We start from the raw sequence: 24,324 nt of genomic DNA, 5'->3' as shown, positions 1-24,324 counted from the left end.
GTCAGCCTTTCGCGGGTAGTGGATCACGACCGGTTCCGGTCACGCCGAAGACGAAGAGCGCGGTCGCCGCGACCTGTGCCGAAACCGCGCACAGCACCGCCGCGTGGAGACCGGCGGATTCGGCGACCACGCCCGCCAGGGCCCAGCCCGCCGTGCCGCCGCCCAGCGCGATCGCGGTGGCGACGGTCAGGGCGGCGGGTCTCGCGTTCTCCGGGATGCTCAACATCCGCACGGTGGAGAGGGAGGAGTTGCTCTGCCCGTTGAGCAGCCCGACGACCACGAGGCACCCGATCAGCGACGGCAGGGTCAACGGGAGGAGCAGGACGGCAAACGCCGCGCAGAGCACGACCCGCCCCACCAGCGCGAGGGTGCGGGCGGACGTCCGCCGCAGCACCACACCGACCAGCAGGGCGCCCACCAGCGCACCGCATCCGAACGCGCTCAACAAGACCCCCGCCACGGTCGGCGACCCGGCGTACCGGACCACGGCGAACACGGGCAGGAGGGCGAAGAGGCCCTGCCACGCCACCTCCGCGAGCACCAGCCCCGCCGACCACCCCGCCGTGAGCCGGTTCGCCAGCAGGGCTCGGAGTCCCGCGGTCAGCGAGCCCTGGCGTCCCGGAGCGGGCGCGGGCGTCCTCGGCAGGCACCTCCAGTGGATGAGCGCCGAGATCGCGTAGCTCGTCGCGTCCACCAGCAGCACCAGCGGCGCGTCGACCAACGAGATCAGCAAACCCGCGAGCACGGGACCGACGAGCATGCCCGCCCTGCCCGCGCTCTGCAGGATCGCGCTCACGCGGCTCAACCGCGTCTCGTCGGAGGTGACGCCGACCAGGACTGCCTGCTGGCCCGCCAGGAACGGGGCCGCACAGCCGCCGACGACGAACATCACCGCGGCGAACACCGCGATGTGCAGTGCGCCGAACAGGTGCAGCACCAGCAGCGCCGCGATCAACGGGGCGCACAGCAGGTCGGCGGCGAGCATCACGCGCCGAGGGCTGAACCGCCCCACCCAGGCCGCGCTGGTCGCGCCCATCACGGCCATGCCCGCGAACTGGGCGGCCACCACGAGGCCCATGTACCGCGGCGAACCGGTCAGGTTCAACACCAGCCACGGGATGGCGACGACGCTGAGCTGGGTGCCCAGGACCGAGGTGATCTCCGCGGCGACGAGCCCCCGAACCACCGGGTGCGAGCGCAGCGGCACCTCGGCGACCGCTCCGACGCTCACGTCGGGTCCCGCAGGGTGACGGCCGGTGCGACGGCTTCGCGCACCAGGTCGGGAACCGAGGCGACCAACCGTCCCAGCTCCGCCGCGAACCGCTCGGCGTCGGCCCGGCCGACGCGGTCGCCGCGGTGCGCGACCCGACCGCGCAGCCGCGACCCCTCCAGGACGAAGGCGACGGTCAGCGAGGTCTTGCCCAGGTATTCGGCGTCCCGGCGGCTGATGTCCACCGGGTGCAACGGGTGCCCGCCGAGCGTCGGGGGCCGCTCGGCGACCACCTCGAACTCCAGGGCCACGTCACCCCAGGGAGTGCGACCGGGCAGGCGTGGTGGGCGCAGGCGGGTGACGACGTCCGCGAAGCCGACTTCGGCGTTGGCCATCGCGTCCAGGACGGTTTCGCGCATCGTCAGCAGGCCGTGCAGCACCGTGTCGGCGGGGTCGAGTCGCGAGCGCAGGACCACGGTGTTCAGCGCGGGCCCGATGACGTCGGCCAGGTCGGCGGAGACCCGGCTCGTCATCCCGCTGGTGAACGTCACGTCGCGACGGCCGGTTCGGCGGTGCAGCAGCACCGCCAGCGCGGTGCACACGATCATGTAGGGCGAGACGCGGTGCTCGGCTTGCAGGGCCCCGTAGGAGCTCGACAACCCGTCGGGCAAGGGGATCGGCACCACACCGTTGGGCTCGACCCGAGCAGGAGCCCGCAGGTCGAGGTAGGCGGGCGCCCCGCTCAGCGCGGACGCCCAGTGCTCGACCTGGTCGCGGTAGCGCGTGCTGTCCCGGTCCGACTCCCGAGCGATCGCGAGGTCGAGGTACTGCGCGCGGCCGGACGCCTGCCGCGGGGCGGCCGTGACCCCGTCCTCCCCGTCGACGAGTTCGGCCAACGCGGTCACGACGCCGTTGGCGAGATCCCGTGCCGCCTCAGCCGAGACCAGCGCGCCCTGGTAGGAGAGGATCGCGGTCAGGTCGTCGTCCTGTTCCGCGACCGTGAGGGTCGCTCCGAACTTGGTGTCGCGCGCCCACAACTCGTCGGCGAAGAACGGCTCCAGCACCGCGTCGCCGAGCACGGCTCGACGACCACCGCGCAGGTTCATGTTCAGCAGCACGTCGACGTACGGGGTGCGTCCCGCTCGGCGTTCCGGGGCGAGGTCGCGCACCACGTCCTCGAACGGCGTTCCCGCGTGTTCCATCGCGGTCAGCAGTTCGGCGCGGATCATTCGGACGACGTCCGCGGCGGTGGCGTTCCCCCCGCCGAGGTTCGACCGCAGGACCACGGTGTTGAGCGCGGGTCCCAGCAGGTCGTGCCCGTCCCCCGGCGCGCGGCTCGTGACGGGCACGCCCACCGTCAGGTCGGCCTGCCCGCTCCAGCGGTGCAGCGCCAGGCACAGGGCGCCGCCGAACGCCATGAACCAGCTGACGTTCTGCTCGCTCTGGAACTCGCGGAGCCGTCGCGTGGTGCTCGGCGGAAGCGACAGGCGCACGGCACCGTCGGGAGCCGCCACCCGAGGTGCGGGGAAGTCCAGGTAGGGCGGCGCGGAGGACAGGCGCCCACGCCAGTGCGCGAGATCCGCTCGACGGCGCCCGCTGTCGAGCCGTGCCTGGTGGACCCGGACGAAGTCGCCGTACTGCTGAACCGGCGGCGCGGCGGGACGCCCGTCGCGCGCGGCCTGGAAGTAGCGCTGGAGTTCGGCCAGCAGGACGGGGATCGCGCTGTCGTCGACCAGCACGTGGTGCAGGCACAGGAGCAGCGCGTGCCCGCGTTCGCCGAGGTCGGCGAGCGCGACCCGCAGCAGCTGGCCGGTCGCCAGCTGGAAGCGCGTGCCCGCGGCGTCGTCCAGCCACCCGGTCAGCTCGGCGGGCGCGTCCCGCGAGGTCCGCAGGTCCAAGGTCTCGATCTTCGGTGTCCACGGGGCGTGGATCGACTGGCGCGGCGTCCCCGCGTCGAGCAGGTAGCCGGTGCGCAGGATCTCGTGCCCGGCGACGAGCCCGGTGAACGCCGCCTCCAGCAGGTCGAGGTCCACCGGATCCGGCGTCGTCCACGCGAGGAACACGTTGTGCCGCACGCTCTCGGACAGGAGTTCCGCCAGCAGCACCCCCTCGTGGAAGGGGGAGACGGGCTCGGTGGCGCCGTCGACCGCTGTCGAGGGCGCGGGGGCGTCGGACGCGTCGCCGCGCTCGTCGAGCAGACGGGCGAGTTCGCGCAGCCGGGACCGCTCGTACAGGTCTCGCACCCCCAGCCGAACCCCGAAGTGCTCGCCGACCAGTCCGACGAGGCGGAAGGCCAGCAACGAGTGGCCTCCCAGCGCGAAGAACTCGTCGTCGACCCCCGGGTCGTCGACGCCGAGCACCGTGGTCCACAAGCGCGCCAACCGGATCTCGGTCGACGTCTCCGGTCGCGGGCGGTCGGAGACCGCCAAGGGCACGGCCGTCGCCATCAGGAGGTCGAGGTCGAGCTTGCCGTGCGAGGTCAACGGCATGCTGTCGACGCGTTTGAGCTTGTGCGGCACCAGGTACGCGGGGAGTTCCTCGGCGAGGTGCGCGCGCAGCGCGTCGCTGGTGAGGTCGCGCGCCCCGCGCACGACGGCGACCAGGTGGTCGTCCTCGACGACCACGACCGCGTCGGCCACGCCGGGGACGGCCCGCAGAGCGGTTTCGACCTCGCCCGGCTCGACGCGGTAGCCGCGGACCTTCACCTGGCGGTCGGCGCGCCCCAGGAACTCCAGGCCGCCGTCCGTCGCGTGGCGCACGAGGTCCCCGGTCCGGAAGAGCACGCGGCCGTCGAACGGGGACGGGACGAACTTCTCGGCGGTCGACTCCGCGCGGTTCAGGTACCCGGCCGCCACCCCCTCTCCGCCGATGTACAGCTCCCCGACGGCGCCGACGGGCAGGAACCGGGCTCCCGTGTGCTGGTCCAGGACGAACAAGGTCGTGGTGGGGAGCGGTGTGCCGATGGTGCTCGTGCCGGTCGCGATGTCGGCCGGGGTGATCGTGTGGGAGCTGGCGTACACCGTGGTCTCGGTCGGCCCGTAGAGGTTGACCAACCGCACGTGGGGGAACCGCTCGGCCCAGTCGCGGAGGCCTGCCGGTCGCAGCGCCTCACCCGCGAGCAGCACGTAGCGCAGCCCGTCCAGGTCACCGGGAGCGCTGCCGCCCGACGACGTCAGGCGCCCGAACGCGCTCGGGGTCTGGCAGACCACGGTGACGCCTTCCCCGCGGAGCAGTTCCAGGAACAGCCACGGGTCGTTCACCTCGTCGGTGGAGACGGTCACCAGCCTGCCGCCGTGCGACAGGCACCCGAACACCTCCCACACGGAGACGTCGAAGGTGTAGGAGTGGAACGCCGTCCAGACGTCGGACGACGAGAACGACAGCGGCGCGCCCTCGGGTCGCAGCAGCCGGACGAGGTTGCGGTGGGTGATGACCACCCCCTTCGGGCGACCGGTGGTCCCGGACGTGTAGATGCAGTACGCGGGTGAGTCCAGGAAGACCGTGGGCAGGGCTACCTCGGTGCGATCCCCTCCCTCCCCGATCCGGTCCAGCACCTGTCCGGTGAACTCGCGGAGGCCTCCGTGCCGGAGCCCGTCGCCGTCGGTGAGCACCCAGCGACTTCCGGAGTCCGCCAGGAGGTGGGCGATCCGCCGTGGCGGGTACGCGGGGTCGAGCGGCAGGTAGGCGGCACCCGCGAGGAGGACCGCCAGAATCGCCGTGACCTGCTCCTGGCCCCTGGGCAGCAGCAGGGCGACCAGCTCTCCGGGCTGCACGCCCCTGTGCACCAGGTCTCGCGCTCGCTCCTCGGCGGTGGCGAGAAGCGCGCCGTAGGTGAGGTTCACGTCGCCGTCGGTGAGCGCCACCGCGAACGGGTTCGCCACCGCGTGCTCGCGGATCAACTCGGTCACCGCCGTGCGCGGGTAGGCGGCGGCGGTGTCGTTCCACCGACGGAGTTGGGTCTCGCGCTCGTCAGCGCTCAGCGGCTCGACCGCGCCGATCACCGTGTCCGGCTCGTCGGTCAGGATCGCGAAGATCCTCGTGTAGTGGTCGGCCATCAGCCGCATCCGCGAGAGCCCGAGACGACCGTCGAAGACCAGCCGTCCGTCGTGACCTTCCTGTGCGGGCGACACCGCGAGGTGCAGGCCGGACCGGCCCAGCGGAGTTCCGGGCGTCCCGTAGGAGAACCGCGCGTCGCCGACGACAGCGGTGCCGCGACGCCGCGACGCGACGTCGGCCACCAGTTCGGTGAAGGTCCGATCGGCGGCGGCCCCGATGCCCAGGACGGAGTCGTCGACCTCGACGGTCAGCTCCTGCTTGCCGGTGTACCAGGCCAGCAGCGCGGCGAACGCCGCCAGAGCGACGTCCGCCGCCGTGCAGCCCAGCTTCCGGGTGAGGGCGTGGAGTCCGACGCCGTCGGGCAGGAGGAAGGGCGACGAGCCCTCCGCGGGAGAGGCGTCGGACGCCCCCGGCAGCCAAGCGGGCAGGACAGGCGCTTCGAGCGCGGGCGAGGAGGCGGAGAGCCCGGTGTAGTGGGCGTTCAGCGCGCGGAGGAAGACGTCCTGGGAGGCGGCGTCCCACACGAGGTGGTGGACGCACACGAAGAAAACCTGGTCACCGCCGCTCTCGACGAGCGCGGCGGTCAGGGGTCGGCCGGACTCCAGGTCGAACTCGTGGTGAGCGGCGGCGTCCAGCCACTCGTGCACCGCGTCCTCGCCATCGACCCGGACGGTGAGCGGCTCCGGCTCCCAGGCGGCTTCCACGACCTGGAGGATCCGGCCCTCCCGGTTGTGGAACGACGTGCGCAGGACCTCGTGGTCGGCGATGACGCCCGCCAACGCCCGGCGCAGGGTCAGCGGATCCAGGCCGCCACCCGGCACGCGCCACGCCATCGGCACGTTGTGCAGGGCGAGACCCGGTTCGAGCTGCTCGGCCAGCCAGATCCCCTGCTGGAAAACGGACGCCGGTCCTTCCCGCCGGTCCGGCGGGACCTCGGCGACCGCCGTGCCGAGCACCTCGTCGGCGAACTCCGCGAGGAACGGGTGGTCGAACAGCGTCCTGATCGACACGTCGGTCGCGAACCGGCGGGACACGGCGTTCACCAGGCTCTCCGCCAGCAGCGAGTGTCCGCCCAGCTCGAAGAAGGAGTCCTCCGGCGTGACGTCGTCGATACCGAGGACCTCCTCCCACACCTGGACCATGTCGTCCCACGCCCCGCTCGCGACCGGGTTCGGCGCCGGTCGCCCCTCGGGTGCTTCCCGACCTCGTCGCGCGTCGTCGGACACCGCCACCAGCGCCGCGTCCGGGTCGGCCGCGATCTCGCGCAGCACGTGGAGGTAATCGGCCGCCATCACGGCGATCCGCTCGGCTCCCACCGCGCCGTTCGGGTCCTTCCACAGCACGTGGGTGCCCGCGCTGTCCTCGCGGACCATGACGGCGAGGGGGAAGCCCGCGCTGCTCTCCATGTCCAGGAGGCTCAGCCGTGCGGAGGACCCCTCCGCGCGCAACCGGACGTCCTGCACGTCGACGGTGTCGTGCAGACCGGCGTTCCAGTGCTGGAACACGGTCTGCGCGGTGCGGGCCAGTGCTTCCGGCCCCGTCAGGCCCGCGGATCGCAGGATCGCGGGCAGGGGGAGGTCCCCGTTGTCCACAGCGGCCCTGACCCGCGTGCGCACCTGCTGGAAGAGGTCGGCGTACGTGTCGGTGGCGGCGATCGTCACCGACACCGGCAGCGTGTTGACGAAGTAGCCGACCGTGTCACGGACGGACTCCGCGGTCCGGCCGTGGAACGGCAGGAAGACCAGGACGTCGTCAGCACCGGTGTGCCTGCGCAACACCGCGCAGTAGGCCGTGAGCAGCACCGTGACGTACGAGACGCCCGACGTCGCGGCCCTGCTCCTCAACTCCGCGGCCAGCTCTTCCGGAACGTCCGCGCGCAGCGCGGTGTACGCCGGTTCGCCGACGGGAGCGGGGAGGGTGAACGGTGGTCGGCCACCGAGCACGCCGCGCCAGTGGTCGCGGTGCGCGGCGCCCGCTCCGGTGTCCGCGAGGTCGCGGGAGCGGAGCGCGAAACCGGTCAGTGCGGGGCCGTCGTCGCCCTGCTCGAGCGGTTCACCCGCGTACGCCCTCGCCAAGGCGTCGATGGTCAGCAGAGCGGACGCCCCGTCGTGGACGATGTGGTGGACGGCGATCACCAGGACGGTCCACCCGCGTCCGCGCACCAGGTCCACCCGCGCCAGCGGTCCCCGCCGCAGGTCGAACGGCCGCTGCCAGACCAGGCGGACGGCCGCGTCGCGGTCGAACGACGTCTCGTGCTCGGTCAGGGGGATCTCCGGGGCGTCGGCCCACGACAGCACCGGTCCGCCCTCCCCGCTCACCACCCGGCCGCGCAACTGGGGGTACGCCCTGCCGAGCGCGTGGACCGCCGCGCGCAGGCGCGTCACGTCGACCTCGCCCGCCACCGCGTACGGGGTGGGGATGATGTGGATCCACTGCTCGGGATCGAGCCGCCAGTCCAGCCACATCGCTTCCTGGCCGACGGACAGCGGAACGGTCTGCGGGTGCGCGATCACGGTTTCCCCTCATCGGGACGTGCGGTGGGCGGGGTGCCGGGAACGGTGTCCGCGATCAGGTGGTCCGGTCCGCTGTCCGCCAGCCACGCGGCGCTGACGGCCGCGACGGCCGCGGGCACTTCCTGGTCGAGGCGCCGCCGCAGGTCGGCGACGCCGTGGCGGACGCCGACGCAGTGGATGTCGGCCAACGCCAGGCCGGAGTGGTCCCCCGCCTCGGCCATCGTGGCCGCGCGCGCCAGCACCAGCGAAGCGGTCATCAGCTCACGGGCCAGTCGAGCGAGGTCGATGAGCAGGCGCTCGCGGACCAGGAGCGAGTCCTTGTCCGGGTGCGCGCGTGCCAGGGCCAGGCAGCGGGCGCCGAACTCGCGCACCTCGACGGCGACCCAGCGCCGGTGGTCGGCGTTCCGGTCGTCGAGCCGGGGGTCCGGGTCGAGCGGAACCCCGCCGCTGGTGAGCTCCGCGGCGTGAGCGGGCTCCGGGTAGTAGTAGGACAGGATGGACATCCGGGCGATCCAGTTGTCGACCTGGAAGTCGACTCCCCCGGCGACGCGCACGTGGCGCAGGTCGCGCAGCAACCGTTCGACCGGCTCGGCAGGCGCACCGCGACCGGCCTTGCTCGTCGCGGTCTCATACCCCTCGCCACCCAGGAGGGACATGGTGCGGTCCAGGACCCGCCAGCAGAGCAGGGACGTGACGTTCTTGGCGGCGTTCTGCTCGAAGCGGACGTTCAGCGGTCGATCCTGGTCCTCGGGCAACAACGACCACTGGCTGACCGTCTCGATGACGAAGGTGTCCGCCAGGCTCTCCGCGAGCTGGTGGCGGACCTCCTGGTAGTCCGCGAGCGGCCTGCCGTCGATGGTCCTGCGCTTGGCGAAGTCCCTGATCCACCCCACGCACAGCTTCGCGGCCGCGAGCGAGGGCGCGCCCATGTGGTGGATCCGACCGCGGGTGACCAGTCTGCCGGTGGTCTGGGTCATGCGGACCTGGTGCTCGGCGTCGGGTTCCACGAGCACGTGCTCGGCGGGTACGCGGACGCCGTCGAACCGCAGCCATCCGTTGGCGAACCCCTTGATCCCCAGGTATTCGTGCCGGCCCCCCACGACGACGCCGGGGGCGTCGACGCGCACGAAGAACTCGCGGACGCGTGCCGAGCCGTTCTCCCGGACGGTCGCGGACACCCCCACCAAGCCGGCGATCGGGGCGTGGCCCACGAACACCTTGGTGCCGTGGAGCAGGTAGGCGCGCCCGTCCTCGACGACGGTGGCCGTCGTGGCGCGCCCGAGGTTCCCCGCGCCCTCCGGCTCGGTGTCGGCGCTGGCGCTGAAACGCCCGTGCGCCACGTGGTCGCGGATGAGGTCGCGGAGCGGCCCGTGCGGCAGCATGGTCGCGAACGCCCCGGCGCCCAGGGTGTTCTCCAGCGCGATGGACATCGCGACCGGGACGCACCAGCCGGCCGCCGCCCGCACGATCCGGAACACGTTGAAGTGGGAGAGCCCGTGGCCGCCCACGCCGTCGTCCGCCTGCAACCTGAAGTAGCCGCGGTCGGCGAGTTCGGTCAGGACGTCGGCGGGCACCAGGCTCTTCGCGTCGACCTCGTCGGGGTCGACGCGGTCGCGCACCAGCGCGGTCACCTCGCTGACGAAGACGTCGCCCGCACGGCGATCCTCCGGGGACTGGACGGGGAAGTCGCGGATGACGTCCCAGCGGAACCGCCCCTGGTACAGCTCTTCCAGGAAGCTGACCCGATCGGGGTCGCTGGTGGCGTTGCGCACGCGCTTCGGCTCCTCGGACCCGCCCTTCACGACAGCCTCCCGAGTGCGCGCCGATCGGTCTTCCCGGACGGGTTCAGGGGGAACTCGTCGAGCCGGACGAAGCGGCTGGGCGCCATGTGCTTCGGCAGCACGGACGTCACGCGGTCGACGAGCGCGGTGCGCAGGTCGGTTCCGGCGGCGTAGTAGGCGGTCAGCATCGGCTCACCGATCCTGCTCCGTCCACAGAGGACGGCGACGTCGCCGACACCGGGCACTCCGCGCAAGACGGCCTCCACCTCGCCGAGTTCGATGCGGAAGCCGTTGACCTTCACCTGCTCGTCGGTCCGGCCCGCGTAGCGGAGGACGTCGGTGCGGGTGCGGGTGGCGAGGTCGCCGCTCCGGTAGAACCGCCTGGGACCGCCGCCCGGCAGGTCCAGCACGGTGAACCGCTCCTCGGTCAGGTCCCGCCGGTGCAGGTAGCCCAGCGCGACGCCCGCGCCCGCGACGCAGATCTCGCCCGTCTCACCGCGGTCGACCGGACGGTCGTCGGCGCCCAGCACCGCGATCTCCCAGCCGTCCAGCGGCTGCCCGAGGTCCGTCGCGAACCCGCGATCGGCGGACTGGTCGATCTCGGCGGGCAGCAACGTCCGCGTGCTGACGAAAACCGTCGTCTCGGTGATGCCGTAGGTGTTCACGAACTGGCAGTCGGCGTTGACCGACTCGCGCCAGGACCGGACGTCCGCGACGTCGATCGACTCACCGCCGAAGATCACGCGCCGCACCTCCGCCGGGCGGACGTCCGTCGTGGACACCAGCGCGGTCAGGTACCGGAAGACGGACGGCACGACGCTCAGCACCGTCACGCGTTCGCGGACCAGCAGTTCTGCCGTCGCGCGTGGTGACGCCGCCGTCGAGGCGGGGACCACCACCAAGCACGCGCCGGTCGCCAGGGCCCCCCACATCTCCCACACCGAGAAGTCGAACGAGTACGAGTGGAACAACGTCCACACGTCGTCGGCCGTGAAGTCGTACCTGGCGCGGACCGCCGTCACCATGGCCTTGACGCTCCGCCGACTCACCTGCACGCCCTTGGGCCTGCCGGTCGACCCGGAGGTGTAGATGACGTACGCGACCGATTCGGGGTCCGGTTCGCCGGTGGTGGCGGGCACGGAGGCGTTCCCCACGTCCGCTGTGTCCCGGCTCCACCGCACCACCGGCACGTCCGCGAGGTTGTCCGGCAGGTCGCGGTCGGACACGATCAACGCCAGTCGGCTGTCCTCGGCCATGAACTCGAGCCGATCGGCCGGGTAGTGCGGATCCAGCGGGACGTAGGCGTGCCCGGCGGACACAACGGCCAGCACCGCGGTCACCACGTCCGCGGTGCGGTCGAGGTGCAGGCCGACGCGCGCGCCCGGCGCGCGCACCCTGGCCGTGATCAAGTCCGCCAGGGCCGCGACCCGCCGCGAGAGTTGCGAGTAGGACAGCGAGCCGCTCTGGTCGCGAACCGCGACGCGTTCCGGCGACCGCTCCACCCGAGCGGTGAACAACTCGTACATCGAAACATCCGATCGTCGTCGTGCGTCAGAGACGAACACGAACACCCAGGCACTGGATCCAGTCGTTGAGCTGCAACGCCATCTCGACGTCGGCGCGGCCCAGCCACCCGCCCCGGTCGAGCAGCCGGGGGTTCTCCACGTACCGGACGACCGACGACAGGTCGAGCAGGTCGTGGACCGCGGCGGACGAGTCGTCGAGCAGGGCGCGCAACCGGACGACCAGCCCTGCCTTGTAGCCCTTGTCGTAGGTGATCGGGTACGGCACCTTGGGCCTCCGCAGCACCGACGGGGGCACCAGGTCCCGCCCCGCGGCCCGCAGCAGGCTCTTCTCCCGGCCGTCGAAGGCCTTGACCCGCGGGGGGACGTCGTAGAGGAACGAGAACAACCGGTGGTCCGCGAACGGGAACCGCAGCCGCAGGCCCGCCGCGGTGCTCAGCCGCTCGGAGTGGTGCACGGTCTGCTCCAGCAGCCGGGTGACGGTCAGGTAGTCCACTTCCCGGCCCAGGCGGTCGACCGGCGACTCGCCCGCGAGGCGGGGCACCTCGGCCATCGCGTCGTCGAACCGGTCCGCCAGGTATCCGGCGATGTCCGTGTCCCGCAAGAGGTCCTGGCGGAAAAGGCCACCGCCGAGGCCGTACCGCGCGTCGAACGACCGTGCTCTCTCGATCCAGGGGAACGTCGTCAGCACCCGATCGGGTGCGGGAGAGGGACCCAGCCCTCCGAACAGCGCGTCCGCGCCTTCTCCGCTGAGCGCGTCCGACGTCCGCGCCGCCACCACGCGGCTGAAGAGGTAGGGGGTGATGTTCTTGTCCCCGAACGGAGTCGGGTGGTCCTTCGCCAGCAGCGCGCTGTTCAGGGTGCCGGGATCGGACAGTTCCACGGGTTCGACGACGACGGTTCGGTGAGCCGTTCCCCAGAACCGCGCCACCTCCTCGGCGTGCGGGAGGTCCACCACCGCCGCCGCGCCCTTGCCGAAGGTGACGGTGAACGTGTGCGGGGACCTGCCGAGGGCGCCCGCGACGAGCCCGGTCAGCACGCTGGAATCGGTGCCACCCGAGAGCAGCACCGCCGGATCGGCGTCGTCGAGGTTGTCCGCGACGATCCGGACGAGCAGTTCGCGAACGCAGGCGACCGTGTCCGCGGTGGACTTGTCGTGCGGGTGCGCCTCCAACGACCAGTAGCGGCGATGACGCTCGCCGGTGCGCGAGAAGCGGACCGTCGTTCCCGGCCTCACCTCGCGCACTCCCCGCAGCACGCCCAGCCCCGGACCGCGCACCTGGGTGATCAACGCGTTCAGGCCCCTGCCGTCGAGTTCCGGGACGACCGAGGGGTGGACGGCGAGGACGGCCAACTCCGACGCGAAGACGACCCCTTCGTCGAGCACGGCGAAACTGAGCGGCTTGACGCCCATGCGGTCCCGGCCCAGGACGAGTTCTCCGGTCCGGCCGTCCCAGATCGCGAAGGCGAAGGCCCCTTCCCACCGCTCCGCGGCGGCCTCGCCCCACCGGAGGTGGTCCCGGAGGACCACGTCCGCCTCCGAACCGCTCGCCACGCCGTGGAGGTAGCCGTCGAACGCGACCACGACGTGCGCGGAGTCCTGCCGGAGCACCGCGGGACCACGGCCCCCGCCTTGGGAGAGAACGGCGTGACTCCCCGTCCACGTGCTGTGCGGTCCGGGTCCGCGGCTGCTCCGCCCCGCCATCGTCTCGACGACGCTCGGCGCCGTCAGCGGCAGACCGCGCTCTCCGCTCCACCATCCGAACACCGTCGACAACCGCTTCCTCCATCCACTCAGCCGCTCGGGAACCTGCCGACCCGCACGTGCTCACGGCGTGCGGCGGAGGGGTAGTTCAGCGTGTGACCCGGCGCCTGCGGGGGGTCGCACCCGGTCGACGGTCCGACGACGGGGCACTCGACGATCGCGTCAAGCGCGTGGCCAGGGACGCGATCGTCGGGTGCTCGAACAGGGCCACGAGACCGACACCGTGCGCGTTCACCTCACCGAGCCGGGACATGACCACCAACAACTTCGCCGAGTCGCCGCCGACGTCGAAGAAGTTGTCGTGCACACCGAACTCGTCGGAGCCCAGCACCTCGCGCCAGATCTCCAGCAGCCTCGACTCCACGGCGGTGCGAGCCGCCCCCACGGTTGCGCGTCGCTGAACGGCGGGGGGCTCGGGCAGGGCCGCGTGGTCCAGTTTCCCGTTCGCGGTCACCGGCATGCGCGGCAGTGCGACGAAGACGTCCGGCACCAGGTGGACGGGCAGCCGGTCGACCAGGTGGGACCTCAACCCGGACGGAACGTCGAGCACGCCACCGCGCAGCACCACGTAGCCGACCAGCCGCACCGTTCCACCCGGCCCCGTTCGCGGCCGAACGACCGACTCGACGACCAGTGGATGGGTCGACAGGGCGGACTGGACGTGGGCCGGTTCCACGCGGTACCCGTTGACCTTGAACTGGTCGTCCAAACGGCCCAGCACCTCGACGTTGCCGTCGGCGCGCACGCGTGCTCGATCGCCGGTGCGGTGGACGACCGCGCCGACCACGTCGGAGAAGGGGTCGGGGAGGAAGCGCTCGGCGGTCAGGTCGGGCCGGTGCAGGTAGCCGAGTGCGACACAGGCGCCACCGATGTGGAGTTCGCCCTCCACGCCCACCGGCACCGGACGGCCCTCCGGGTCCAGGACATGCGCTGTGACGCCGTCGATCGGCAGGCCGACGGGCACGACCCCGCCGTCGAGGTCCGCGTCTTCGACGGCGTAGGCCATCGAGGTGATCGTCGTCTCGGTCAGCCCGTACGCGTTCACGAGCGGAAGGCCGACGGTCCTCCGCCAAGCGGTCACCGCCGCCGGGTCGACGCCTTCGCTGCCGATCACGACCAAGCGCAGGGCGGGCACCTCCACGCGATCCGCGGTCGCGAGTGTCGCGACCCACCGCTGCCAGTAGCCGGAAGGCAGGTTCACGACGGTCACCCCGGCGCGGTCGAGCGCCTCCGCCAGCTTCTCCGGCGGCGGCGGGGTCGGGCAGAGCACGACGCAGCCACCGGACACCAGCGTGGGGAAGATCTCCTCCGCCGCGACGTCGAATCCGATGTTCGCGAACTGGAGAACCCGGTCGGCGGGGCCGAGGGAGTACCTCTTGGACATGGCGGACGCGTGGTTGGCCAATGCGCGGTGCGGCACCGCCACGCACTTGGGCTCACCGGTCGATCCCGAGGTGAAGATCGCGTACGCGAGGTCCTCCGGCGCGACCACGGCGACCGGGCTCCCCTGCGAGGTCGGCCCGTCCCAGACCGGTCGAACCGTCGTCGCGTTCGCCGGGGCGAGGTCGTCGTCCACGTCCGAGGTGGCGATCACGAACTCGCTGCGAGCCAGTCGCAGCAGTTCGGCGATCTGGGCTCGGGAGTGGCGGGCGTCCAGGGGGAGGTAGGCGGCGCCCGTTCGCAGCACTCCGAGCAGCGCGGGCACCATGTCGAGGCCACCCCCCGTCAGGACGCCCACGACGTCGCCGGGCCGCACCCCGGCGGAGAGCAGTTGCTCGGCCGCCGCCGCGGACCTCAGTTCGAGCTCCGCATAGGTGATCCCCACGCCGTCGAGTTCGACCGCGACCGCTCCCGCCGCTTCGGCGGCGCGGTGGGCGACAGCGCGTGGCACACAGTGGTCGATCGACATCAAAACACCACTCACGGATTCGGGACGGCCGATCACGTCGTTCGTCCGGAAACCGTAGGCAGGCGGGAAAACGAACACAAGCGAATGCGATTTTCGAGCAAGTGCAGTGCACGAAAGTACACCGGAAAACACGTCTCAAATCGAATTGCATAAGAGACGGTTAAGAAGTTTTGCATTTTGTCGTAACACGGAACCGGAGAGGCGTGGGGAAGCGCGGGCGGGGCGGGCGGCCGGCCCGCCGCCGCTCGCGGCACCCCGCCCCCGCCGCTCCGGTGACGGGGTGACCACCTGGAACCCCTAGGAGTGCCGCCCGGCCATCAAGGTGTCGAAGGTCGGAAACGACAAAGCGATCGCGCTGCCGGTGAAGTTCCCGACCCACCCGTCGTCATCGTGGAAGAACCGGATGGAGACGTAATCCGGCGTCGTGCCCATGTCGAACCAGTGCGTGGTGTTCGCGGGCACGCTGAGCAGGTCGCCCGCCTCGCACAGGATCCCGAAAACCTTCCCCTCCACGTGCAGGTAGAACACCCCCGCCCCGCGCGCGAAGAACCGGTCCTCGTCATCATCGTGCGTGTGCTCCGCAAGGAACTTCTTGCGGGCAGCAGCAGCCCCCTCCACCCACTCGGGGTCGTCCGACGGCGTCATGTGCATCGCGTCCACGAGGATGTACCCCTCGGTCTCCACGACCCGGTCCACCTGCGCCCGGTACGCCGCCAACACCTCCTCCGACGTAGGCGTGGCGGACAAGCCCTCCACGACGGGCCAGTTCTCGTACCGAACGCCCAGCCGCTTCAACTCCACGGCGATCTCGCTCGGCACGTCCGTCCTGGTCAGCACGGTTCCCGGATCCGAATCGGGCCACACGGTCAGCAGGGTCATCGGTTGTCCCTCCTCGTCTCGACGGTGAAGCGGAGCAGCCAGTCGAGGCACTCCGCGCGGTGTCGTGCCTGGTGCAGGTCGTCTCCCCACACGTACACCCCGTGCCGGGCCACGATCAAGGCCGGGGTGTCCTTGCGGTAGCCGACCTCGAAAGCGTCGCCCAGCACCCGCATGTCCTGCGAGTTGGGGACGACCGGGATCAGCACGTCGTCGTCGTGCGCCGAGCGACCGAAGCCCTTGAGCATCTCCAGGTCGCGCAGCGGCACGCCCCGCGGCCAGTACTCCCCCGCCACGACGGGAGCCATGGCGTGGACGTGGATGACCGCGCCCGCCCCGGACACCTGCGCGATGCGGCCGTGCAGGCCCGCCTCTGCGGACGGGATCTTCACCGGGTCGGTGGTCGCGCCCTCCGCGTCGATGATCACGACGTCGTCCGCGGTCAACTCGCCCTTGTCCTTGCCGCTGACCGTGACCGCCAGGCGCAGCGGGTCGCGGTCGAGGACCACCGACAGGTTGCCGGACGTGCCGCGCATCCACCCCATCGCGGTGTACCGGGCGCACTCGGCGGCGAGGGCCTCGCCTGCCTCCAGCAGGTCCATCACAGGGCCCGCACGGTCCGGTGTGGACCGAAGTCGGCGTCGCCGTACGGCTCGCCGATTCGGGCCACGCCAACGGTTCCCCATCCCGCCGCGGCCGCGGCGTGGAGTTCGGCGGGGACGTCGGAGTAGAAGACGATCTCCTCCGGCTGGGCTCCCAGGGCGGCGGCGATCGTCTTGTACGACTGCTCCTCGCGCTTGGGGCCCGCGTTGACGGTGTCGAAGTGGTGCTCGAACAGCGGGGTCAGGTCGCCGGTCGTGGTGTGGGCGAAGAACGCGATCTGGCCGGGCACCGAGCCGGAGGAGAACACGGCCAGGCGGGAACCGCCGTCGTGCCACGCCTTCAGCGCGGGGACCACGTCGGGAAACAGTTCCGCGACCAAGTCGCCGTTCGTGTACCCCTGCTGCCAGATGAGGCCCTGCAACGCCTTCAGCGGCGCGATCTTCTGGTCGCGGTCCATCCAGTCGTGCAGCACGGTCACCAGGTCGGCCGTCGTGGCGTCCGACGGGAGGTCGGCGAGCGCCTTGACCTGCGCCACGGCCTCGACCACGGCCGGGTCCTCCGGGTGCTCGTCGATCCACGGGCCCAAGCGGGGGCGGGCGTAGTCGTAGAGGACCACGAGGACCTGGTCGGTCGAGCTGAGGGTGCCCTCGATGTCCAGGACGACCCACGTCGGGGTGCTCACTGCTGTTCTCCTCGGTAGTAGTCGGCCAGCGCGGTCGGGGCGAAGACGCCGCGATCGGTGACGACCGACGTGACGAACCTCGGCGGGGTGATGTCGAACGCCGGGTAGAGACCGCGGACGCGGTCGCTGGCCGTGCGCCTGCCCAGGGTGGACAGCACCTCGTCGCCGGGGCGGTATTCGATGGGGACGTCGGCGGCGGTCGGGGCGAGCCGGTCCGGGGCCTGCACCAGGGCGTGGAACGGGACGTCGAACGCCGTCGCCGCGACGGCCAGGCCGAGGGTGCCGATCTTGTTCACGACGTGGCCGTCCATGGTGACGCGGTCGCCCGCGGTGATCAGGGCGTCCACCTCGCCGGAGCTGAGCACGGCCGCGCCCATGCCGTCGGTGATGAGGGTGGTGTCGACGCCCATCTCGGCGAGCGTCTCGGCGGTGAGGCGCGCGCCTTGCAGGTACGGGCGGGTCTCCGTGCAGATGAACCGCAAGCGCTTGCCCGCCCGGTGGGCGGCGTGCACGGTCTCCGTCAGGTACAGGTCGGCCCAGCAGTGGGTCATCACGCAGGCGTCGTCGGCCAGCAGCGCCGCGGTGGACGTGCCGAGCGCGCGGCTGCGGGACCGGTAGCGCTCGTCGCCCGCCTTCGCCCCGGCCAGCGCGGCGGCTTCGAGCGCCGCGCCGGTCGTCGGACCCGCCGCGTCCACGGCCGTCAACACGGCGGCCACGGCCTTGCGCAGGTGGTTGTTGGTGCGGCGGGTGCTCTCCAGGCGTTCGGCGGCGCGGCCGAGGTGCGCGCGGGCGTCGGCGGCGTCCAGCCCCGCCGCCTCGCGGGCCGCGAGGACCAGGCCCCACAGCACCGCGAAGTACGGGCCGGACGACTGGGTGACCATGTCCTCGATGGCCTTGGCGACGTCCTCGACCGTCGTGCACCGCACCCAGGTGCGCTCGAACGGGAAGTTCCGGCGGTCGAGGACGTGCACGCCGTCGTCGGCCAGCCGGACGCTGTTCGCGAGCACCGGCTCCATCAGCTGTACCCGGTGAACGGCGCCCGTCCGCCGGTCAGGAAGTACTCCCCCACCTCGCGGGCCTTGTAGCTCACCGGGTCGTGCAGGGTCAGCGTGCGGGAGTTGCGCCAGAAGCGGTCGAAGCCGTAGCCGGAGGCCGTCGCGCGGGCCCCGCACAGCTCGAACACCTTGGACGTCGTGTCGTTGACGACCCGCGTCGAGAACACCTTGGCCGACGAGATCGTGGCGGCCGTCGCGGCGCGCTGCTCGGCGGTCAGCGCCGCGCCAGCGTCGGACGCGGCCAGCAGCGCCTCGGACGCGTGGTCGGCCAGCAGCCCGGCGGCCTCGACCTGGGCGACCAGCTCACCGTAGGTGGCCAGGACGTACGGGTCGGCGGTGGCCGTGTCGACCCCGCTGAGGAACCACGGCCGGGTCGTCGAGCGCGTGTAGCGGGCGGCTTCGGCGAGCGCGCCCTCCGCGATGGCGACGTAGAGCTGCGCGAGCACGAGCTGAAACCCCAGAGCCGCCAACGACAGCCGCGGCGACGCGTCCTCGTCGGGCTGCACGCCGAGCACGTTCGCCGCGGGCACGAACACCCCGGCGAACACCACGCCACCACTGGCCGTGAGGCGCTGCCCCATGTTGTCCCAGTCACCCGCGAACGAGAGCCCCTCGGTCCCGCCGTCGAGCAGGAACGTCAGCTTCTCGCCGTTGTCCGTCCGCGTGGCGCTGACCACCAGCCGATCCGCCAACGCGGCCCCCGTGGCAAACGTCTTGCGCCCGTCCACGACGAACCCACCGTCCACCGGCGTGAGCTTCAACGCCGCGTCCAACGGATTGCTGACCCCGGCCCAGAACAGGTTGTCGCCGACCTCGTACGGCACGTCGAACAGCCCACTGCGCCAGATCTGGAGGTAGTGGTAGCCGAGCAGGTGCCCGATGTTCGCGTCCGCCGCCCCGACGACCCTGGTGACCGCCTGCTGCGTCCCCCACTCCGAGATCGTCAGCAACCCGGACTGCTTGAGCAACTCAAGCTCCCGCACAGGCGACCCGCCAAGCCGATCCCGCTCAGCGGCATCAACCCGCAACGCCGTGGCCAACTCCTCGGCGACGGTCAGCCACTTCTGCCGACCCTCGGTGAACGTCATGCAACTGCCTCCAGACTCCGCGACGCGCCCGGTCAGCCGAGCGCAGTTCGAGCCTAATGGCCGGTCACGACACGTGGATGAGCGTCTCGCCACATGAACACTCAGACGGGGAGGGGCTGCCTCACCCTGGCGGCGTGAGTCAGGCCGAGGCTCGCCAAGGCCTTCTCGGGACTGCCCGCGTTCCGCGCGGGGTGCCGCTCGACGAACTTCCGCCACACCTTCCGGTCGTGCCGCAACGCCGCCAGGTACTCGACGCACAGTGCCGGGGGGATGGTCTGGCAGCGTCCGCGTGCGGCCTTCAACGCGGAGACCATGAGCGGGGTGCCGGCAGGGCTCTGCTCCGCAGCCTTGATGATGCCGGTGATCATCTCTTCACGGCCGGCGAGAAACGCCTTCCAGTAGGCCTCGTCCGCCGCGTCGATCGACTTGCCGTCGTCCAACAACGCGAACACGCCTTCGGCGAGGCAGTCGCCGAACTCCTCGACACGTGCTCGGTTGTCGTTCGCGAACGGGTCGTACGGCTTCTGCTCCGCGTACCCGGTCACCGCCGTGAGCCGCAGACCTCGGTCGTCGAGCAGGAAGAACCAGTCCTCGTTGTAGACGTCCGGGAAGAACGACGCCATCGACCGCGTGCCCACGGCGAGGGCTCCGCCACCGATGAAGGTCGTCTGGAAGCCTCCGACCTCGCGGTAGGCGTGGCACACCACAGAGTTGTCCGGGTAGCCACCGATCCGCAAGCCCACGCCCGCGTAGGAACCCACCAACCCGGCGGCTTTGGCCAGGTCACGCGGGTCGGGGACCTTGATGTCGTCGTCGAGGAAAACCACACGGCTCCACCCCGCCGAGGTGGCGAACAGCAGGCCCAGGTTGCGCTTGAAGCTCGTGTCGGTTTTGCGGTCGAAGCGCGTCTTGGCCAGCAGTTGGGTGGTTCGGAACTGCGGTAGGAGGCCGGCGCTCACCTGGCCGACATCGATCGCGACGACATCCACCCCGTGCTGCTCGGCGAGTTCGACGGTCTTGCCGGTGTCCGCTCGCCCGCTGCACAAGACCAGCAGGTGGCATTCGAGATCGCGGGCCAACTCCATGACGGACCGCAGGTAGGGCCACGTGCGGTTGGTCGGCACGATCAGCGCGTCCACCTCAGCGGGCGATCCGTCCACCTTGGCCAGTAGCGAGTTGTGGTCACCGTGGTGCCTCATCCCTGCGGCCACTCGAACAGCCGGTTGTCGGACTCGGTCCAATCGGGAGTCACCACTTGCCTGTTGGCGATGGTCACACGGGTGATCATGCTGTAGGAAACCTGCCCGTCGAATCTGCCCCTGAGGTAGTCCTCGTTCCGGTCCCGGAACTTCGCGTCGGTCAAGGCCCTGACCGCCCCGAGGGTGCCTCGACCGAACATTCCATTGCAGATGGTGACGGTGCGCTTCTTGTTGTACGGGTTGAGGCCCCGGTAGAACTGCGCCACGTCCTCGACCAGTTCACCATTGGCGAGGATCGGGGCGAACACCCGGTCCTCGTCGCCTTCCCGAACGGCGAACCCACCTACATCGGATACGGTCTCGCGCTCCGCCTGGTTCACCGGGAGGTCGACCCGGTCGACGACGTCCTTCGTGACGATGTTCCAGTCCACGCCGCCGAGCAGCACCAGGTGAGTCGTGTAGTCGTCCGGCGTGAGCGAGTCGGCCGTGCGGAAGTGGACCACGCTGCGGGGGTTCACCGAGCGGATGTGGCCGTGCAACTCGATCAGCGAGTCCAGGTCGGCGTAGGTGTACAGCTCGACGTAGTCCGGGCTTGCCGGATCGGTGAACGGCGTCGGGGAAATCTGGTCGTCGGGCAACTTCGCCACGACGACGGTGATGTCGAATGCGTCGCGAAAATACCAGAAGCCGTGGTCAGCGCTACCGGACTCGACCAGCCGCTCCATCTCGGCGAGCAACTGGTCGCGAGACCTGACCTCGTCGTCGGTAAGACCTGCCTCACTGAGGAGCCGGTACGGCCCGCCCTCGATCGAGCGTTTCGAGGCGAAGAAGGTGGCATAGGCGTCAAGCCTCGCCGGAGGTGGGATCGCCTTGCCGCTCTCCCACGACGAGAGCAGAGCAGTGCTCGCGCCAAAGACCGCCGCCAACTGCCCCTGAGTGATGGGCACACCGTTCCGGCCCCCTGGACGCAACGCCTTCAGGCGACGCGCGAGAGCGGAGGACGAGCGATCAACGGTCATGCCGCGACCCTTCAGTGAAGTTTACTGAACCCCTGAAGAGCCACCAGAGTACATGACGAAACTCGACCGATGAACCTCGTTCACCTGTGACTAAGCGGAACAGAACCACCTTTTGTCACATATTTTGCGTTGTCAACGATCGACACGGGACATACAATCCCGTTGCTGAGCATTCACTGAACCCCAGCAGTTGGATCAACGCCCTTCATGCCCTCCGGGCAGCGTGAACAACCCCCGGACGCCGGGTCCCCGATGGGCCTTACCTATCGTTGTCCACCATGGGAAGCACTCGGGCGACTCTCCACAGTGCCGTGGGCCGGTCCGCTGGTGGGCGGCCTGCTCACCTGGTCGTGGCTGAGCGCTTGGTCGACAACTGCCCGGTCACGCGGAACGTCTACAAGGATCCGGCGCAGCGGAACGTGGTGCGGTGGGGTCGGCCTGGGCAGCCGGAGACCTGGACGAACCAGAGCCAGTGCGCCTCGTTCATCACGGCGGTGTTGCGGCGGGCCTATCCGAAGTGGGCCACGCGGTGGTTCTTCGCCAAGCACTTCGGGTCCCAGAGCCCCTATGCGCGGGACTACCTGAAGGCGTTCGCGAGCGGGACCGTGCCGCGGATGACCCTGGTCGATCAGGTCGCCGACCTGCGGCCCGGTGATCTGATCGCGATCGACTTCCGCAAGGACCAGGGCACCCACACGGGGCACATCGTGATGGTGCGCGAGGTCAAGGAGGTCCTGCACGGGCGTGGGGCCGTGGACGGCGAGACGCAGTACGCGGTGGAGATCGTCGACTGCACGTCGGAGCCGCACGGGATGTTCGGTGTCGGCGAGTACGCCTCGTTCCCGGACAGCCGGATCGTCGACGAGACCACGCAGCACACCGGCGCGGGCTACGGGCACATGATGTTCTACGCCTCGGACGCCACGGGCGGGTTCAGCCGGTACCGGTGGAGCGTCAACAGCGCCGAGTCGTCCCCGGTCGAGGACCGGCCGCTGGTCGCCGTGCGGCTTGGGCTGTTCGGGTGAGCGGCTCCCACCTCGGCTAACACCCCTCGGACACCTGGCGACAGCAAGGTGATCCGAGAGGAAGTGCCCGATGGCCGCGAAGAAGCCCGCCAAGGGCCGTGACGAGCTGCTGGTCTCGCTGCGGCGGTTCATCCGCGCCAAGGGCTCGGACTTCCTGCGCGACGACAACGTGTCCTCCATCGGCGTGGGCTACAAGCAGCGCGACGGCAAGCCCACCAAGGAGATCTCGGTCCAGTTCACCGTGCGGCAGAAGGCGCAGCCGGAGGAACTGGAGGCGTTGGACACCGTGGCGCTGCCGAAGTCGATCCTGGTGGACGGCGTCGAGGTGCCGACGGACGTGCTGCAACGGGACTACAAGCCGGACTTCAAGGTGGTGGCCGAGGCCGCGGCCGTCGAGCGCAAGATCCGGATCGACCCGATCGCACCGGGCGCGAGCGTCGGTCACGTCAAGGTCAGCGCGGGCACGATCGGCTGCATCGTCTACGACAAGGCCGACGGAACCCCTTACGTGCTCAGCAACTGGCACGTGCTGCACGGCGCGAAGGGCGCGCTCGGCGAGGACGTCGTCCAGCCCGGCGCGCACGACGACAACCGGGTCGACCGCAACCGCCTCGGCAGGCTGGTGCGCTCCTACCTGGGCAAGGCGGGCGACTGCGCCATCGCGTCCATCGAGGACCGGGCGTTCGACGTCACCGCGATGGAACTCGGCGTCGCCGTGACCCAGATCGGCGAGCCGGAACTCGGCGACAAGGTCGTCAAGAGCGGTCGGACGACCGGGGTCACGCACGGGGTCGTGCGGCGCGTGGACACGCTGGTGAAGATCGACTACGGCGGCACGGCCGGGGTGTGCGAGATCGGCGGGTTCGAGATCGGCGTGGACGAGCGGAACGCGCCCGCCGACGGCGAGATCAGCTCCGGCGGCGACTCGGGAGCGGCCTGGATCTTCAAGATGGGCAACGGCAGGCCGAGCAAGGTGTTGGCTGGCCTGCACTTCGCGGGCGAGGGCGGTGGCGACCCGGACGAGCACTCGCTGGCCTGCCTGCCGAAGTCGGTGTTCGAGAAGCTGGAGATCACCCTCGACCCGCCGACCGTCGCCGTGCAGGCCGCGCCGACCGGCTTCGACGTGGACTTCCTGGGCACGCGGGTGAGGACGCCCGCGTTGACCGCGTCCACGAAGGACGACGCCGTGCTCGTGGGCGGCACCGAGCGGATCGACTACACGCACTTCTCGCTGGCCATGAGCAAGTCGCGCAGGTTCGCGCTGTGGGTGGCGTGGAACATCGACGGCGGCGCGCTCAAGAAGCTCGACCGCGCGGGCATCCCGTTCGTCAAGGACCCGCGCGTGCCCGCCGAGTTCCAGGTCGGCGACGAGCTGTACAAGAACAACCGGCTCGACCGCGGGCACATCGCCCGGCGGGCCGACCTGGTCTGGGGCAGCGACGCCGTGGCGGACCGGGCGAACACGGATTCCTTCTACTTCACCAACATCACGCCGCAGATGGACGACTTCAACCAGAGCGCGAAGGCCGGGCTCTGGGGCGAGCTGGAGAACGCGCTGTTCGCCGACGTCGAGGTCGACCGGCTCCGGGTGTCCGTGAGCGGCGGGCCGGTGTTCGCCGCCGACGACCGGGTGTTCCGCGAGGTGCCGTTGCCGCGGGAGTTCTGGAAGGTGATCACGTTCGCCGAGGGCGGCGTGCTCAAGACCAAGGCGTTCCTGCTCACGCAGAACCTGGACCAGCTCGAAGCGCTGGACCTGGACGAGTTCCGGGTCTACCAGGTGACGATCGCCGAACTGGAGCAGCGCACCGGGCTCGAGTTCCCCGCGGCGGTGCGCGACGCCGACACCACGGCTCCCGAGGTGCTCGAAGCGGCCGAGCGCGAACCGCTGTCGAGCACCGAGGAGATCCGCTGGTCGTGAGCGGCCGGGAGGAGGTCTTCGGGGCCGCCCCCGCCCGAACGGGCCGGCGAGCGGTGGCAGCGGGACCCACCCCCCCCGCGCGGCGGTTGGCGCCGGCGGCGG

15 protein-coding genes are annotated in these 24,324 nt (G+C 70.9%); 2 read left to right on the top strand and 13 right to left on the bottom strand.

Annotated elements, in window-relative coordinates; genetic code table 11:
* Position 1: 1 nt before the first annotated feature.
* From ACFWW9_RS17685 to ACFWW9_RS17625, 13 genes are all read right to left on the bottom strand, one after another.
* On the bottom strand, positions 2 to 1,231 hold the full coding sequence (locus ACFWW9_RS17685) for an MFS transporter (protein WP_390378278.1): 1,230 nt from the start codon (positions 1,229 to 1,231) through the stop codon (positions 2 to 4).
* Positions 1,228 to 7,779 carry an amino acid adenylation domain-containing protein gene (locus tag ACFWW9_RS17680; RefSeq protein ID WP_390378273.1) on the bottom strand — a complete coding sequence of 2,184 codons (6,552 nt, stop codon included), beginning with the start codon at positions 7,777 to 7,779 and terminating at the stop codon, positions 1,228 to 1,230. Before ACFWW9_RS17680 ends, ACFWW9_RS17685 begins: the two co-directional genes overlap by 4 nt.
* The gene (locus tag ACFWW9_RS17675) at positions 7,776 to 9,581 is read right to left on the bottom strand and encodes an acyl-CoA dehydrogenase family protein (protein ID WP_390378270.1); all 1,806 of its coding nucleotides are present in this window, start codon (positions 9,579 to 9,581) and stop codon (positions 7,776 to 7,778) included. Before ACFWW9_RS17675 ends, ACFWW9_RS17680 begins: the two co-directional genes overlap by 4 nt.
* Entirely contained in the window at positions 9,578 to 11,086 is a 1,509-nt protein-coding gene (locus ACFWW9_RS17670) for an amino acid adenylation domain-containing protein (RefSeq protein ID WP_390378267.1), read from the bottom strand. The genes ACFWW9_RS17675 and ACFWW9_RS17670 overlap by 4 nt, the downstream gene beginning before the upstream one ends.
* Positions 11,087 to 11,111: 25 nt before the next feature.
* Positions 11,112 to 12,695 carry an asparagine synthetase B family protein gene (locus ACFWW9_RS17665; protein ID WP_390378264.1) on the bottom strand — a complete coding sequence of 528 codons (1,584 nt, stop codon included), beginning with the start codon at positions 12,693 to 12,695 and terminating at the stop codon, positions 11,112 to 11,114.
* A 241-nt stretch (positions 12,696 to 12,936) separates the two neighbouring features.
* Positions 12,937 to 14,757 carry an amino acid adenylation domain-containing protein gene (locus tag ACFWW9_RS17660; RefSeq protein WP_390378261.1) on the bottom strand — a complete coding sequence of 607 codons (1,821 nt, stop codon included), beginning with the start codon at positions 14,755 to 14,757 and terminating at the stop codon, positions 12,937 to 12,939.
* 297 nt (positions 14,758 to 15,054) lie between these two features.
* A complete protein-coding gene (locus ACFWW9_RS17655; RefSeq protein ID WP_390378258.1) occupies positions 15,055 to 15,636 on the bottom strand; it encodes an acireductone dioxygenase in 582 nt (193 codons plus the stop codon).
* Positions 15,633 to 16,235, bottom strand: a complete 603-nt coding sequence (mtnB, locus tag ACFWW9_RS17650; RefSeq protein WP_390378255.1) for a methylthioribulose 1-phosphate dehydratase — start codon at positions 16,233 to 16,235, stop codon at positions 15,633 to 15,635. Before mtnB ends, ACFWW9_RS17655 begins: the two co-directional genes overlap by 4 nt.
* Positions 16,235 to 16,918 carry an acireductone synthase gene (gene mtnC / locus ACFWW9_RS17645; RefSeq protein ID WP_390378252.1) on the bottom strand — a complete coding sequence of 228 codons (684 nt, stop codon included), beginning with the start codon at positions 16,916 to 16,918 and terminating at the stop codon, positions 16,235 to 16,237. The genes mtnB and mtnC overlap by 1 nt, the downstream gene beginning before the upstream one ends.
* Entirely contained in the window at positions 16,915 to 17,934 is a 1,020-nt protein-coding gene (locus ACFWW9_RS17640) for a s-methyl-5-thioribose-1-phosphate isomerase (protein ID WP_390378249.1), read from the bottom strand. Before ACFWW9_RS17640 ends, mtnC begins: the two co-directional genes overlap by 4 nt.
* Positions 17,934 to 19,061 (bottom strand): acyl-CoA dehydrogenase family protein, encoded by a 1,128-nt coding sequence (locus ACFWW9_RS17635; RefSeq protein ID WP_390378247.1) that lies wholly within the window; start codon positions 19,059 to 19,061, stop codon positions 17,934 to 17,936. Before ACFWW9_RS17635 ends, ACFWW9_RS17640 begins: the two co-directional genes overlap by 1 nt.
* 101 nt (positions 19,062 to 19,162) lie before the next feature.
* Positions 19,163 to 20,260, bottom strand: a complete 1,098-nt coding sequence (locus ACFWW9_RS17630; protein WP_390378244.1) for a hypothetical protein — start codon at positions 20,258 to 20,260, stop codon at positions 19,163 to 19,165.
* Positions 20,257 to 21,279, bottom strand: coding sequence for an XRE family transcriptional regulator (locus ACFWW9_RS17625; protein WP_390378241.1), 1,023 nt, complete (start codon positions 21,277 to 21,279; stop codon positions 20,257 to 20,259). The genes ACFWW9_RS17630 and ACFWW9_RS17625 overlap by 4 nt, the downstream gene beginning before the upstream one ends.
* A gap of 350 nt (positions 21,280 to 21,629) precedes the next feature.
* Here ACFWW9_RS17625 and ACFWW9_RS17620 point away from each other — a divergent pair, with 350 nt between their 5' ends.
* Positions 21,630 to 22,304 (top strand): hypothetical protein, encoded by a 675-nt coding sequence (locus tag ACFWW9_RS17620; RefSeq protein WP_390378239.1) that lies wholly within the window; start codon positions 21,630 to 21,632, stop codon positions 22,302 to 22,304.
* Between the two features lie 70 nt (positions 22,305 to 22,374).
* A complete protein-coding gene (locus ACFWW9_RS17615; protein ID WP_390378236.1) occupies positions 22,375 to 24,222 on the top strand; it encodes a DNA/RNA non-specific endonuclease in 1,848 nt (615 codons plus the stop codon).
* Positions 24,223 to 24,324 lie beyond the last annotated feature (102 nt).

It is taken from the genome of Umezawaea sp. NPDC059074, from assembly GCF_042738955.1.
Lineage (GTDB): Bacteria > Actinomycetota > Actinomycetes > Mycobacteriales > Pseudonocardiaceae > Umezawaea.
Note: the sequence above shows the minus strand (reverse complement) of the source record. Positions and strands in the feature narration are given on the sequence as shown.